The organism is Paenibacillus borealis, from assembly GCF_000758665.1.
Taxonomy (GTDB): Bacteria; Bacillota; Bacilli; order Paenibacillales; family Paenibacillaceae; genus Paenibacillus_AQ; species Paenibacillus_AQ borealis.
In genome coordinates this window covers 5040677-5054384 of sequence record NZ_CP009285.1, presented here as the reverse complement: position 1 = coordinate 5054384, position 13708 = coordinate 5040677, and the positions used below count along the sequence as shown (strand labels likewise).

The following is a 13708-nucleotide window of genomic DNA, read 5'->3' as shown; positions in this document are numbered from 1 at the left end:
AAGGGCTCTCGCACACAAACTTTTGAGACGAGAGGGTTGTTCAAATGAGGATGAATAAGAAGTTCGCAAGTTTGGTATCGGCCGGGCTGACACTGGCCCTGATTCTGCCGGGGTGCTCATCCGGAAACAAAGAGAACGGCGAGCCGGCCAAGGCGGCGAATGAACCGGCAAAGACAGAGAGTGCAGGCGGCAGTCCGGTAGAGATCTCGTTCTGGAACATGTTCGGCGGCGGGGAAGGGGAATTCGTAGACCAGATTATCAAGGGCTTCAATGACTCGCAGAAAGAAGTGACCGTGAAGCAGCTCCGCCTCGAATCTAATGAGTACTATGCGAAGCTCAGTACGGCGTTGTCTTCCTCCAAAGGCCCGGATGTGGCTATTGCCCACGTGGACCGGATCTCGCCGTTCGTGAAAGCGCAGCAGATTGTTCCTGTAGATGAGCTGGCTTCCAAGGCCGGATTTGACCTCAAGGAGATCTCTGATTCCAACATGCAGAGTGTGTCCTACGAGGGTAAGCCTTACGCTGTCCCGCTGGATACCCACTTCCATATGTTCTACTACAATAAGGACATTCTCCAGAAGGCGGATCTGCTGAATGAGGACGGCACCCCTAAGCTTGGAGACATGACACCGGCGGGCTTCGAGCAGACGCTGGCGGATATTCAGGCCAAAGTGCCGGATGTACAGGCGATGGCTGTGAACACCCCCTATTTCCAGGAGCCGTTCCTCAATCTCTATTATGAAGCCGGCGGGGATATCCTGAATTCAGATATGACCAAAGCAAGTATCAACAATCCGCAGGCGCTGGATGTCCTGAAATTCTATCTGGATGTCTTCAATAATAAATATGCCGATCTTAATGACAAAACCCCATGGGATACCTTCCATAACGGCAAAGCTGCCTTCTGGTTCGGCGGTGTATGGGAAGCGGGGCTGCTCCTCGGGGATGAATCCCTGCATATCGGCGCGATGCCGCTTCCACCGATCTTCGGCAGCCAGACGCACTGGGCCAGCTCCCATACGCTTGTAATTCCGTCCTATGTCACTCCTGAGAAGCAGGAAGCGGCAGCCAAGTTCATGAAGTATTTCTCTGAAATAGGCGGAGAAACCTGGGGACAGGCGGGTCATGTACCTGCGAACAGCAAAGTAACCACCAGTGATGCATACAAGAGTCTGCCTTACCGCAGCGAATTCATCGAGGCCCAGAAGACCGTGAAATTTGCTCCGCCGACAGATAAGTATACAACCATCATTACAACGATCTCTGAAGAACTGCAGAACATCATTTTCGGCAGTGAGAGTCCGGAAGACGGGCTGGCGAAGCTGGAGAAACAGATTAACGAAGTGCTGGAGAACTAGCTCCCTCTGCAGGAAAAGTACGGCCCCCGCCGCCGGTAAGGGCGGGTGGCCTGTCTTTCCAGACCATAAGCAATCTTAATTGAAGGAGAGAATAACCGATGGAGCGGAGTGTAATAGAGAATAAGGCGGCAACGCCTCTTCGCAGGAGAGAGCCCATACACCTACTGAAGGAACTGAAAGCTATTTTTTATCTGATCCCCTTTCTGGTGCCGTTTACGGTGTTCTACCTGTGGCCGGTAATCCGCGGAGCCTGGATGAGCCTGCATGTCTGGGGCATTCAGGGGATGCAGAAGTATGTTGCATTGGCTAATTATAAGAAAATCTTAGAAAATCCGGATTTCTATTCGTATTTGTGGAACTCCTTTTATTTCGTACTGCTGTGCGCGCCAACCGTACTGGTACTTGGACTGGTACTGGCGCTGATCATCAATCAGAGAATTTGGGTACGAACCCTGATCCGTTCCGTGTTCTTCCTGCCCTATGTCCTGTCGGTCTCTGTGGTCAGCTTCATCTGGCTGAAGCTGTTCGATGCGAAGAACGGTCCGGTAAATGCTGTACTGCATGCACTCGGCATGAACGCGGATATCAACTGGCTCACCGATCACAGATTCGTGTGGTGGGCGATTACGATAGCGACAGACTGGTGGAGCGTCGGGTTTGTGATGGTGCTGTTTCTGGCCGGGCTGCAGGAAATCCCTACGGATCATTATGAAGCGGCGAAGATCGACGGCGCGAATGCCTGGCAGCGATTCTGGAGCATTACCCTGCCGGGGCTGTCCAGTGTGATGAAGATCCAGATCTTTTATCAGATTATCAACTGCCTCAAGCTGTTCGGACAGGTGCAGATTATGACCGGCGGCGGGCCGGGAGATTCGACCAATACCATGATCCGGTATATTTACGTTACGGGGTTCAAGAAAGATATGTTCGGCCTGGCCGCAGCGCAGTCGATGATCTTCTGCTTCATCATGCTGCTGATCGCCGTGGTTCAATTCAAAATCACAGACCGGAAAGACGGATAGGAGGGAGACGTTCATGAAGAAGTTTGCTTTAAATATTGCTGCTGTACTACTTGCGCTGCTGTTTATTTTCCCGTTGATCTGGATGTTCCTCACCTCCCTGAAGCCTGACGGTGTGAACGTATATACGCTGGCCGACTGGGTGAAATGGTCAGATCTGAATACCGACAACTATGTCAAAGTCATCCGGGATTCGCAGATTCTGCACTGGACCTGGAACAGTCTGGTCATTGGTGTCCTCACGACTGTAATCTCCATTCTGCTCAGCTCACTGGCGGCATTCTCCTTCTCCAAGCTGCCGTTCCGGTCGCGGGGAATATTCTATGTGCTGATCGTTTCAGGTCTGCTGATTCCGACAGAAGCGATCCTGATTCCGCTCTATGAAACTGCGCTGCATCTGCAGCTGATTGATAACATCTGGGCGATCGTTCTGCCCGGGCTGACCAACCCGATCGGCATTCTGCTGCTGAAGCAGTTCATGGACGGCGTGCCCAAGGATTACATTGAAGCCGCGCAGATTGACGGCAGCCGCAGCTTCCGGTTATGGTGGAGCATCTGTGTGCCGCTTACACGCTCAGCCATGGTCTCTGTAGGGATCTTCTTCTTTATTCTCTCCTGGAATAACTTCCTGTGGCCGTACCTGGCGATTACCTCGGAAGAGAATATGATTCTTTCGGCAGGGTTGCCCACCTTTTTGTCGAATAATAACATGTCGCTCAATCTGATTATGACGGCAAGTGCGATTGCGGCGATTCCGACGATTCTCGTCTTTATTCTGCTCCAGCGGCATATCGTCCAGGGCGTGGCGATGTCCGGGGTCAAGGGTTAATTCTTAACGCGAAAGGATAGTGGGCATGCTTACATCTCCTGAGAATTCTGCCAGGCCCATGCGGTCCCGCTTGATATCCTGGATCAAAATTATGAAGAGCAGCATGCGCTATAAGTGGATGCTGCTTCTTGTTCTCTTCTCCTTGACTCCGCTGGTGGTCATGGGGATTATTTCATTTTCGATCTCCAAATCAACGATCAACCACAAAGTAACCGAATATTCGGAGCATCTGCTGTACCAGACCGCCGACAATCTGGATACCCGGCTGGGTGTGTACAAGGATATGATGATGCAGGTGCTGAACAACAACGAGATCGTGGGGATGCTGCGGACTCTTGATCGGACAGACACGGCCAGCTATGATGTGGATAGTCTGTCGCTGACCACGAAGCTGTCCACGATCGTAGCGATTAATCAGGATGTGCAGTCGATTTCTTTTGTATCGGATAAGCATTATATCAAAGGAATCTACCGTTGGAACAAGCGCACCCCCGCCGAGGTAGAGCCGTTCCTGCAGACGCTTGAGGGGGGCAGCAACTTCCGCTGGTATCCGACCCGCTACGGGACCTATGTAGACAGTCTCAATTCCCAGAGCGCCCATGTCTTCTCGGTAGCCAAGCAATTGTACAAAATATCCGATGACAGTCCGCTGGGGATTGTAGCTGTCCTGGATATCCGGGAGGATGTCATTAAGGAGCTGGTCTCGAAGGCGGTGAGCAACAACCGGGATCTGCAAAGCTTCGTAATGGACGGCCGCGGCATGCTGGTCTCGTATCCGGACAGCGGGCTGATCGGCAGGAGTGTGACTGAGGTGCTGGGTGAGGCGGGTTACGAGAAGCTCACAGGTTCCGGGCCGGAGGAAATCAGATTTCCGCTCAGTTATAAAGGCGACAGCCTGATCGTAAATGCCAAGAAGCTGCACACCAATGATTGGGTGGTGGTCAATGTCATTTCCAAGGCTGCGCTGTACCAGGATTCAAACCGCCTGCTGCAGATTTTCATCTTCGTCGGGCTGCTCTGCATTATCTTCTCGGTCATTGCCGCGCTGGTGCTGGCCAATTCGATTACGAATCCGATTCTGAAGATGATCCGTCTGATGCGGCAGGTGATGTCCGGCGAGCTCAGCGTCCGCTACAAAGCCAAAAGCCGGCATGACGAAATCGATATTCTCGGCGATAATTTCAACTATATGGTTGTGCGGATCGACGAGCTTTTGAAAGCGGTATATCTGGAGCAGGATCAGAAACGGATGGCGGAGCTTAAGGCATTGCAGGCGCAGATCAACCCGCATTTTCTCTACAACACCCTTGATATTATTAAATGGACGGCTCTGATCCAGAAAGCCAATAACGCGGCAGAGATGGTCAGCTTATTGTCGCGGCTGCTGCGGATCAGTCTGGGCAAAGGGGAAGAGACCGTTACGGTGGAAGAGGAAATCGAGCATGTGCAATGTTATCTGGGGATTCAGAAGTTCCGCTTCAACTTCAATATTGAGACGGTTGTTGAGATGGACGACGATGTCCGCTACCTGCGGACGCCCAAGCTGATTTTGCAGCCGATTGTGGAGAACGCGATTATCCATGCTTTTGGAGATATGGAGTCCGGCGGCAGCATCCGCATCTCATGCAGCAAAGCGCCGGGCAATCTGGTATGGTTCGAGGTTGCGGACAACGGGAAGGGGATCGACCCGGCGCTTGCGCGCAGTCTGCTGGCCGGGCAAGTCCCGGAGGAGGAGAAGCCGGGAGGCATCGGGCTAGCCAATGTGGATGAACGGATCAAGCTCATTTGCGGAAAAATGTACGGCATCGAGATTCATAGTGAGCCCGGTACAGGAACATCCATACGGATCAAGCTGCCGCTCATGACAGAGGATATAAGGGGGAAACACTGATATGCACCGGGTCATTATCGTAGAAGATGAATTTATCGTAAGATATGGAATCCGGTCGATGATTAATTGGGAGTCCATCGGGATGGAGGTCATAGGCGAGGCGTCGAACGGCAGGGAAGCGCTGGAGGTGATGGGAGCCGGACTGCCTGATATCCTGATTACGGATATCAAAATGCCCGTGATGGACGGCATCGGGCTGATTGCCGAGGTACGGAAGCTATCCGCGGATATTAAGATCATCATCCTCAGTAACCTCGAAGATTTCCAGTATGCCCAGGAGGCGATCCGGTACGGGGTATCCGAATATATGATCAAATCGGATATGATGCCGCGTGACTTTGAGGAGGTCCTGCTGAAGCAGAAGGAGAGTCTGGAGGCGGTGCAGAAGAACATGCCCGCCCCTTCCCGGGCTGCGCACCCTGAGCCGGTGCACAGGGAGAATATCCTGCTGGAGCTTATAGAGCGGGGAGGGCCCCAGGGGCAGATAGATGCGGATAGGCTCGCGCAGGCTGGGCTTGCTGATTCACGGCCGCTGTATGTGCTGCACATCAGCCTGGGCAGCGGCGCAGAGCCGGGATATGGACAAGGGCAGACCGTGATCCGCAGTGCCCTGGAGCAGATTTGGGATGAGGGTGCCCTCGGCTACGAAATTTTCCCGGACCGGCAGGGCCAAATTAATACTATAGTGACCGCAGATCTTAACGCAGAGCCTGCCGGGGCTGCCTGGCTGGACCTCCTGCGCAGCCGTAGTGAAGCGCTTATCAGCCGCTTGTCGGACCCGTACGGCTGGACAGCGACGATTGGTATTAGCGGAGTGAACGGGCAGTGGGCGGAGCTGAAGACTGCTTATGCTCAGGCCGTGGAAGCCGCCGGGCACAGGCTGTTTATGGGGAGCGGGCGTGTTCTGGTTCACGGAAGCGAAGAACTCAAGGCGCAGCTGCAGCCGCTTGAGGCACTCCAGATCAGCAGCCATCAGATCCAGTCTATGGTGTATGCCTTCCAGTCCAGAGAGCTGGAGGAATATCTGAACCAGCTGTTCGGGCAGCTGGCTGTGCGCCGGGATGCGGATCTCGTGCAGATTATTTCCCTTGAGCTGCTGATGATCTTAACGACCCTTTGGCCTGATGTATCGAAGGATGCTGAACAGGTGCTTGAACTCAAGAAGCGGTACTTCGACGAGCTGTCGATGCTGGAAACGCTTGAGCAGAGCCGGCTATGGTTCATGCAGGCCTTCGAAGCGCTGGTGGAGCATATGAAAGACATGTATAATAGCGACCGGAACAGCATTATCAAGGCGACCCAGTATATTCAGCAGTATTATTATCAGGAAATCACGCTGCAGTCGATCAGCCGGCTTGTACACTTAAGCAAGAATTATTTCGCCAACCTGTTCAGGAAGGAAGTAGGCGAGAGCTTCCTGGAGTATCTGACCCGGATCCGAATTGAGAAAGCCAAGAGCCTGCTTACCGGAGAACTGAAAGCAGGAGATGTCGGAACCCTGGTCGGGATTCAGGACCCGAAATATTTCTCCAAAGTGTTCAAGAAGATCACTGGCGTCTCTCCGTCGGAATACCGCGGGCTGGTCCGTAAGAGCGGCCAATGAGTGCCGGATCGGTGGGAGTTTGTGCAAACGCTTACAAAATATGACTGGAATAAACCTGATCTGAAAAAGGGGGGAGCGAGGATGAATACCATAGGCCGTATGCTGCCCGTTCTGCTGCTGTGTCTGTTCCTGCTGCCGGGCTGTGCAGAACTCTCTTCCGGGAATCAAAGCCCCCTGGAGAGTACAATGCCTGTCGAAGTGTCCTTCTGGAATCCGTTCGGAGGCGGAGAAGGTGAATTCGTAGAGAGAATTATCAAAGATTATAATGCCTCGCAGAGTGAAGTATTTGTGAAGCAGCTCAGACTTGAATCTAACGAATATTATGCGAGGCTGAGCACTGCCTTGTCCTTCGGCAAAGGGCCTGATGTCGCCGTAGTCCATGCGGACCGGTTATCACCGTTCATTAAGGCGGGGCAAATCGTTCCGCTGAACGCTCTGGCAGAGCAGGACGGCTTCCAGTGGAGTGAAATCGGTGAACAGAACCTGCAGAGCGTCAGCTACAGCGGGCAATATTATGCGGTACCGCTCGATACGCATTTCCACATGCTCTATTACAACAAGGACATCCTGGCCAAGGCCGGACTGTTAACTCCAGATGGAACGCCGAAGCTCGAAGAGAATACACCCGCAGGGTTTATCCGTATGCTGCGGCAGATCGCTGAGCGGGTTCCGGGGGTACAGCCGATGGCGGTCAACACCCCTTATTTCCAGGAATCGTTCCTGGATCTGTATTATGAGGCAGGCGGTGAGCTGTTCAGTCCCGATATGAAACATGCAGCGGTCGATAATGAGAAATCGGTGAAGGTCCTGACCTTCTACCAGCAGCTGTTCGAAGAGGGATTAAGCGATCTGAATGACAATACACCGTGGGATTCCTTCTATAACGGCCAGGCTGGCCTGTGGTTCGGCGGGGTATGGGAAGCGGGCCATCATCTGGGCAATGATGATACCGAAATCGGTATTATGCCTCTCCCGCCGATCTTCGGCAGCGCCGCCCACTGGGGAAGCTCACATACGCTGGTTATTCCTGCTTACGTCAGCTTGGAGGAGCAGCAGGCTGCGATGGACTTCATGAAGTACTTCTCTGAGGTTGGCGGCCATATCTGGGGGGAGGCGGGTCATGTCCCGGCGAATCTAGACATTGCCGAGAGCCGGGCTTACCGGGAGCTGCCTTACCGCGAGCTGTTTATCCAGTCCAGGGATCAGGTGAAGTTCGCCCCGCAAACCGATAAATACGCGGCACTGTTCACTGCAATGTCGGAGGAACTGCAGAATATTATCCGTAACCGGATTCAGCCGGAAGCAGGATTGAAAGTGCTGGAGAAGAGCCTGAATCAAATATTAGCGAATTGATAACAGGTGAATGGCAACGGGCTTCAGGTAATCAATTCAAGCACCGGGCAGAAGCCGGGGTTTCCGGCACATAATAACGCTGTGAATTCCGGCCGGGCTTTTGACAGTACAGCGAAGTAGCTTCTAAGCACATGATTGAGTTCAACCGTCCCGTTCTGGAAAGATAATGAGTACAGTGTCTGAACATGGGTGTAATAGTATTTTTTCTCCTGCCGGGGAAGTTTGTAGATGGTCGGCGGAACATAGGTGGCTACGTCAAAGAGATTGGCATAACGGAAGCTGCTGCGGACATAGGTGCTGAATGCTTTGGCGAATGCCGGGTCACCCACACGCGGAGATCCATAGGTGTACAGGCGGGGAGAGCTGTAGGCTGAATTAGCGGCAATATCTATAGCACATAAGGTTGCTAGTGCTCCGCCGAGGCTGTGGCCTGTAACGTATAGCGTTTTCTCCGGTGACAAGGTGCCGAGTATGGAGAGGATTTCCTCTCTTGCCGACGAATAAATATCTGTGAAGCCTCTGTGCGTCAGGCAATCTTCCTTGATATATTTGAACTTCTTTTGCGCAGCATTCATGTTGGAGAGCCAATTGGTGGTGGAGCTGCTTCCGCGCCAGGCAATAATGATCTCCTGCGGTGATTCCAGAATGAAACCAAACGGCTCGGAGATACCGCCCATGGATTTCGCCCGGAAATTATGCACGACCGAGAAATCCGCCGGAACCACGAACGAACCGTCCGCATGTTCAAATTGTACATAGGTCTGCCCGCAGACGGCTGCCAGAAAGATGGCCCAGTCCTGTTCATTCCGCATGTTACCCATCGCGCATCCCGCCCTTCTTTTCTATCTGTGTATGATCGGCGGGCGGGATTGGTGCCTATGGATGAGCGGTTGCACCGGAATTTCTGGCCGAACCATAGGATTATCATACATAATGTGGAGGTTTGAATTTTGATTGAGGAACGTATTTCATTAGGGCGGTTAGCGATAAACGTCAAGTATTCATTAAGCAGTAAACCCGTTATTCTATTTCTTCATTTCAGCGGCGGGAACCTCAACATGTGGGAAGGCATTCTCCCGCAGTTCGCGCAGGACTACAGCATCATCGCTCCCGATATCCGGGGACATGGTAAGTCGGACAAACCGGAAACCGGCTATCATATCGATGAGATGGCAGAGGATATGTATCAGCTGCTGCAGCATTTGCAGGTAGAGAAGTGCCACATTGTCGGCAGCTCGATGGGAGCTGAAGTAGGCCTGAGTCTGGCGGCGGCGCATCCGGAGAGAGTGTTATCCCTGGTCTGCGAAGGCGCACTCAACAATGAATTTGGCGAATACGGATTATTCCAAGGTACGGCGGAAGAAATTGAGCAGAGAAAAGAACAGCTTCGTGCAGAACTGGGGGAGCGGGAGGAACGAATCTTTAGCAGAATAGAGGACTATGTCGCCGAACAACGGGCAGAGCTGACAGCGGAAGGACTGTGGAATCCTTATTTCTCGGCCTTCTATGAGCACAGCCTGCAGCAGCTGCCGGGCGGTAAATATACTTATTGTTATCTGAATCGTGTCCGGACCGAGTATATTGTGAAGTACTGGGATCTGTCGTTTGAGCAGTATTATCAGAAAATAGACTGTCCGGTGCTATTCCTCCCCAGCGAAGAAGAGTGGGGTGATGAGTCCATCCGCCGCAGTCTGGATGCCTTCGCAGGGCTGCTGCACAGCTATGAGATCACACGCATTCCTGACTCCCTTCATGCCTATGTCTGGATGCAGCTGCCGCTTCCGGCAGGTCAGGCTGTGAAGGATTTCCTGAACAAGCAGCGGTGATAACAGATTAAGAGCCCGGTCCTGGAGAAGCTTCTCCGGGGCCGGGCTCTAATATTCTAGCCTATAATGATTCTGACCTATTCTTCCTCAACTACTACCCTGTCCGGCAGCTGTGTCACATAACTGTCCGACATCCGCAGAAGCTCAAGTGCACGGGTGAACTCATCCTCTGTCGACTGAAGGAGCTCTGTCCCGTCACCGGATAACGTATAATGCTGTCCATCCTCGAACCCGCTGCCGGATAAGAAGAGCTCTTCGTTATTGACGAAAGATCCCGTAGGCAGATAATAGCGCTGAGGGAGCAGATTATAATGGGTCTGATTCAAGAGATCCTGTCCGAAATGAATGTGATAGTCCAGTGGCACGCCGAGCAGATTCGCTACGGTAGGAAGAATATCAACCTGTCCGCCTAACTGCTCCTTCACGCTTGGAGACGTAATGCCGGTGGCTGAAATGATGAGCGGGATATTGATCAAGTCGCGCTCATTATATTCATGGCCCAGAATTTCCTCCATTAAGACTTTATCATCATCCTTAAGCGAAAAAATAGGAAGCCCCCGATGATCGCCATATAGTACAACCACGCTGTTATCCCATACCCCGCTGCTCTTGAGTTCGTCAATGAATTGACCCAGCGCATAATCGGCATAGTTCTCGGCACGGATATAGTCTCCCACAAGCGTGCCTTCATAGCGTTCCGGCAGTGTCATCTTATATTTGCTCTCTGGAATGGTGAACGGATTATGCGATGACATCGAGATAACCTGTGAATAGAAGGGCTGTTCACTTTGATCCATCCGCGCAAGCTCTGCGGAGGTTTTCTTGTACAGGACTTCATCCGATGAACCGTAGAAGACGGTATCGTCTTCACCGAAGTAAGCCTTGTCATAATAACGGTTGAAGCCCAGTGCATCGTACAGCTCGCCGCGGTTCCAGAAGCCGACTTCATTCGTATGGAACGTTGCCGTGTCGTAGCCTTGGGCCTGCAGCAGCTTCGGCAGACTCGGCAGATCTTTAGGTGCATACATTTCCGTCGCCGGACCATCCGGCGGAACATAGAAGGAGGTATTTACGATAAATTCGGCATCCGATGTGTTACCTTGACCCACCTGCTGAAAGAACCGGGGGAAATAATAACTCTCGGCGGCAAGCTTATTCAGGTTAGGTGTAATTTCTGTTCCGTCAACCGACAGGTTGATCAGGAAGTTCTGGAAAGACTCCATCTGCAGGATAATCAGATTCTTCCCCTTGGCAGCCCCGTACATGACTGGATTGGCTATTGTCTGAATGCCTTTGGTCTTGTCAATGCCGGCCTGGGAGATTTCCGCAGGATCAATCTTTTCTTCTTCAGGTTCACCCAGCAGGGCATAGGCTTCATAGTTGAGAATCCCCATTTGTTCGGCCTTAACATTCTCATTCATACTGGCCTTGTTCGGAAAAATATTCATCATACACATGACAAGTGAAACACAGAACAGAACAGCGACCGCCTTGCGGTTACTGCGGCGGGACATCGAGTGCTTCCAAGCCAGCGCCTTCTTGCGTCTGAGCATAACCAGGCTGATGATGATAATGTCTACGAATATAAGCATATATTGAGGGTGCACGACGGCGAATATACTTTTCTTGACGGCTCCCACCTGCTTGACCTGGCCGAAGACCTGAGAAGTAGCAATGATTCCAAAGTGATTATGGTAGACAATGAGAGAGAAGAACAATACGGTAATAAGCAGATTGACGAGCATATAGATGGCAATTTTCCGTTTCGTGGCGAACCATTCAATGAGGCAGAACAGCAGCAGCACAAAAGGAATCTCTTTCAGCCATGTGGTCCAGGTCGGACCGTTTTCGAACAGGTAATACCAGGCGAAATAGCTTTTAACTAGCATGATTAGGGAGAAGAACAGAATCGATCTTTTACTAAGCGAACGTGATTCCTTAAACGGCATTGCGTATGCGCATCCTTTTCTATTTAATTCATTCATTCTATTACATGGTAGAGTTCAAAATCAACTAGATTCGAGGCAGCGGGATTGAAAAATAAAGGTGTAAATCCGCAGCTTTTACGTTATCCTCAAATAAGCGATCCGGAAATACAATAAAGAACTCAATCAGCGCAGGAGGAACATAGATGTCAAAAGAATTCTCACGGCAATATACCGAAAGTGTGAAGCTGGAATTATTGAACAGACTCGGACTGAAGCAGGTGTACTTCAAAGGGCAGCAAGGCGATGATCTGCTGTATGAGGCAACGGGCTTTGACCGCGGGACGGCGCATAAATTCTGTGTCAGAACGAAGAAGGGAACGATCGACGAGTGGGTGGGCGGCAAATGGATGAAAGTCCGCAGCTTCACGATTGCCACTGGGCGGGAGGGATCAGAATGAACGGGGATGCCCATTTACAGGTACAGCGGCTGGCTGACATAGAGCATTTGAAGATTCATGGCAGAACGGCCGGCGACTTGGACCCGGTTACGTTATTCTGGACGGGCAGTGCCATCGAGCTGAATGTCCAGGCTTCCGGGCTGTGGATTGAAGTGGAGTCCGGTTATGACCAATACGAATCCTGGATCAGTATCTTGATCAACTCCGTTCCGGTCAGCAGACAAATGCTGAATGCCGGAAGGCACTGGATCTGTGTATTCCGCGGGATGAATCCTGACGCCGTGAAGAATATCCGGATTGTAAAAGAGGTCCAGGCGATGAGCGGCGACCCGGGCTGTTATCTGCAGTTCCATGCGGTCCGGACAGACGGAGCGTTCCTCCCTATTGAAGCGAAGCCCTACCGGCTTGAGTTCATCGGTGACAGCATCACTTCAGGTGAAGGCGTCATCGGAGCCCGGGAGGAGTTAGACTGGATACCGGCGTGGTTCAGCGGTGTACATAATTACACGGCCCTGACCGCAGAAGCCGTAAATGCAGACTACCGGGTGATTTCGCAGAGCGGCTGGGGCGTGCTCACCAGCTGGGATAACAATCCGAATGGTAATATTCCAGATAGCTACGAGCAGGTCTGCGGTCTGCTTACCGGAGAGCGCAATGAAGCGCTGGGAGCGCATAAGGTGAATGATTTCGCATCCTGGCAGCCCGATGTGGTGGTTGTTAATCTTGGCACGAACGATAACGGTGCATTTCATTCTCCGGAATGGGTAGATGAGGCTACCGGACAGCGATATAAGCAGCGGCTGAAGGAAGACGGAAGTCATCATGAAGAGGACCTGGCAGCTTTTGAGGTAGCAGTGGTGAAGTTCCTGGTCAAGCTGAGACAATATAACCATAGTTCGCACATCCTCTGGGCGTATGGTATGCTGGGCATTCCGCTGATGCCGGCGATTTACCGTGCTGTGGATGTTTATATCCAGTCCACGGGCGACAAGAAAGTATCTGTGTTTCAGTTGCCGGATATGACTAGTGAAACGGTTGGAGCAAGAACCCACCCGGGGTTACTGGCCCATCAGCAGACGGCGCAAGAGTTAAGCGGTTATATTAAAGGACTTTTATCAGGATCATAAGCTGGTAGATAATCGAGTTCTTATTAATAGTGCGGGAATAATGGTTGCGGGACGCTCATCAGCAGATGGGCGTTTTTTGCTGTGTAGGGCGTGCCCGGATATGTGATATTCGTCTGTTGTGGATAAGTTTCCTTGGAATTTGGGGCAGATTCGTCTGCGTCTGAAGAAAGAATGCGTTTTTGCAGGAGTCCCTCTGATCCCGCCGAAAGTGGGCGGTATGAGCGAATCAAAGGGATAAATCCCTCTGAATAGCAGGTGGGAAGCGGAATGAGGGGCAGAAATGCCCCTGATTTCGCCGAAAGTGGGCAGCAGGCGG

Annotated in this window: 11 protein-coding genes; 9 read left to right on the top strand and 2 right to left on the bottom strand. The window is 52.0% G+C overall.

The genetic code is table 11. From position 1 onward, the window contains the following. Positions 1–44 precede the first annotated feature (44 nt). The 6 genes from PBOR_RS21370 (at position 45) to PBOR_RS21345 (ending at position 8053) form a co-directional block, all read left to right on the top strand. The gene (locus tag PBOR_RS21370) at positions 45–1358 is read left to right on the top strand and encodes an ABC transporter substrate-binding protein (RefSeq protein ID WP_042215162.1); all 1314 of its coding nucleotides are present in this window, start codon (positions 45–47) and stop codon (positions 1356–1358) included. 98 nt (positions 1359–1456) lie between these two features. Then, positions 1457–2380, top strand: a complete 924-nt coding sequence (locus tag PBOR_RS21365; protein WP_052429587.1) for a carbohydrate ABC transporter permease — start codon at positions 1457–1459, stop codon at positions 2378–2380. A 13-nt stretch (positions 2381–2393) separates the two neighbouring features. Continuing rightward, complete coding sequence (locus PBOR_RS21360; protein WP_042215159.1) at positions 2394–3206, top strand: carbohydrate ABC transporter permease; 813 nt, start codon at positions 2394–2396, stop codon at positions 3204–3206. Positions 3207–3297: 91 nt separating this feature from the next. Continuing rightward, positions 3298–5097: a cache domain-containing sensor histidine kinase gene (locus tag PBOR_RS35620; protein ID WP_167549560.1), complete on the top strand. Its 1800-nt coding sequence runs from the start codon at positions 3298–3300 to the stop codon at positions 5095–5097. 1 nt (position 5098) lies between these two features. Further along, on the top strand, positions 5099–6700 hold the full coding sequence (locus PBOR_RS21350) for a response regulator (protein WP_042215157.1): 1602 nt from the start codon (positions 5099–5101) through the stop codon (positions 6698–6700). Positions 6701–6781: 81 nt separating this feature from the next. Beyond that, positions 6782–8053 carry an ABC transporter substrate-binding protein gene (locus tag PBOR_RS21345; protein ID WP_042215155.1) on the top strand — a complete coding sequence of 424 codons (1272 nt, stop codon included), beginning with the start codon at positions 6782–6784 and terminating at the stop codon, positions 8051–8053. A 23-nt stretch (positions 8054–8076) separates the two neighbouring features. On the opposite strand, the gene PBOR_RS21340 is transcribed toward PBOR_RS21345, so the two are convergent. Further along, a complete protein-coding gene (locus PBOR_RS21340; protein WP_042215153.1) occupies positions 8077–8874 on the bottom strand; it encodes a lipase family protein in 798 nt (265 codons plus the stop codon). 129 nt (positions 8875–9003) lie between these two features. On the opposite strand from PBOR_RS21340, the gene PBOR_RS35615 reads away from it, so the two are divergent. Further along, complete coding sequence (locus tag PBOR_RS35615) at positions 9004–9879, top strand: alpha/beta fold hydrolase (protein WP_052429585.1); 876 nt, start codon at positions 9004–9006, stop codon at positions 9877–9879. A 77-nt stretch (positions 9880–9956) separates the two neighbouring features. Here PBOR_RS35615 and PBOR_RS21330 read toward each other — a convergent pair whose 3' ends face one another. After that, positions 9957–11828 carry an LTA synthase family protein gene (locus tag PBOR_RS21330; protein ID WP_042215151.1) on the bottom strand — a complete coding sequence of 624 codons (1872 nt, stop codon included), beginning with the start codon at positions 11826–11828 and terminating at the stop codon, positions 9957–9959. A 182-nt stretch (positions 11829–12010) separates the two neighbouring features. Here PBOR_RS21330 and PBOR_RS21325 point away from each other — a divergent pair, with 182 nt between their 5' ends. After that, positions 12011–12265 carry a hypothetical protein gene (locus PBOR_RS21325; protein WP_039293813.1) on the top strand — a complete coding sequence of 85 codons (255 nt, stop codon included), beginning with the start codon at positions 12011–12013 and terminating at the stop codon, positions 12263–12265. Then, complete coding sequence (locus tag PBOR_RS21320; protein ID WP_042215147.1) at positions 12262–13392, top strand: SGNH/GDSL hydrolase family protein; 1131 nt, start codon at positions 12262–12264, stop codon at positions 13390–13392. Before PBOR_RS21325 ends, PBOR_RS21320 begins: the two co-directional genes overlap by 4 nt. Positions 13393–13708: the final 316 nt, after the last annotated feature.

Coding starts and splice junctions, on each gene's coding strand:
- PBOR_RS21370 (WP_042215162.1), top strand. CDS start 45: ATGAGGATGAATAAGAAGTTCGCAAGTTTGGTATCGGCCGGGCTGACA.
- PBOR_RS21365 (WP_052429587.1), top strand. CDS start 1,457: ATGGAGCGGAGTGTAATAGAGAATAAGGCGGCAACGCCTCTTCGCAGG.
- PBOR_RS21360 (WP_042215159.1), top strand. CDS start 2,394: ATGAAGAAGTTTGCTTTAAATATTGCTGCTGTACTACTTGCGCTGCTG.
- PBOR_RS35620 (WP_167549560.1), top strand. CDS start 3,298: ATGAAGAGCAGCATGCGCTATAAGTGGATGCTGCTTCTTGTTCTCTTC.
- PBOR_RS21350 (WP_042215157.1), top strand. CDS start 5,099: ATGCACCGGGTCATTATCGTAGAAGATGAATTTATCGTAAGATATGGA.
- PBOR_RS21345 (WP_042215155.1), top strand. CDS start 6,782: ATGAATACCATAGGCCGTATGCTGCCCGTTCTGCTGCTGTGTCTGTTC.
- PBOR_RS21340 (WP_042215153.1), bottom strand. CDS start 8,874: ATGGGTAACATGCGGAATGAACAGGACTGGGCCATCTTTCTGGCAGCC.
- PBOR_RS21330 (WP_042215151.1), bottom strand. CDS start 11,828: ATGCCGTTTAAGGAATCACGTTCGCTTAGTAAAAGATCGATTCTGTTC.
- PBOR_RS21325 (WP_039293813.1), top strand. CDS start 12,011: ATGTCAAAAGAATTCTCACGGCAATATACCGAAAGTGTGAAGCTGGAA.
- PBOR_RS21320 (WP_042215147.1), top strand. CDS start 12,262: ATGAACGGGGATGCCCATTTACAGGTACAGCGGCTGGCTGACATAGAG.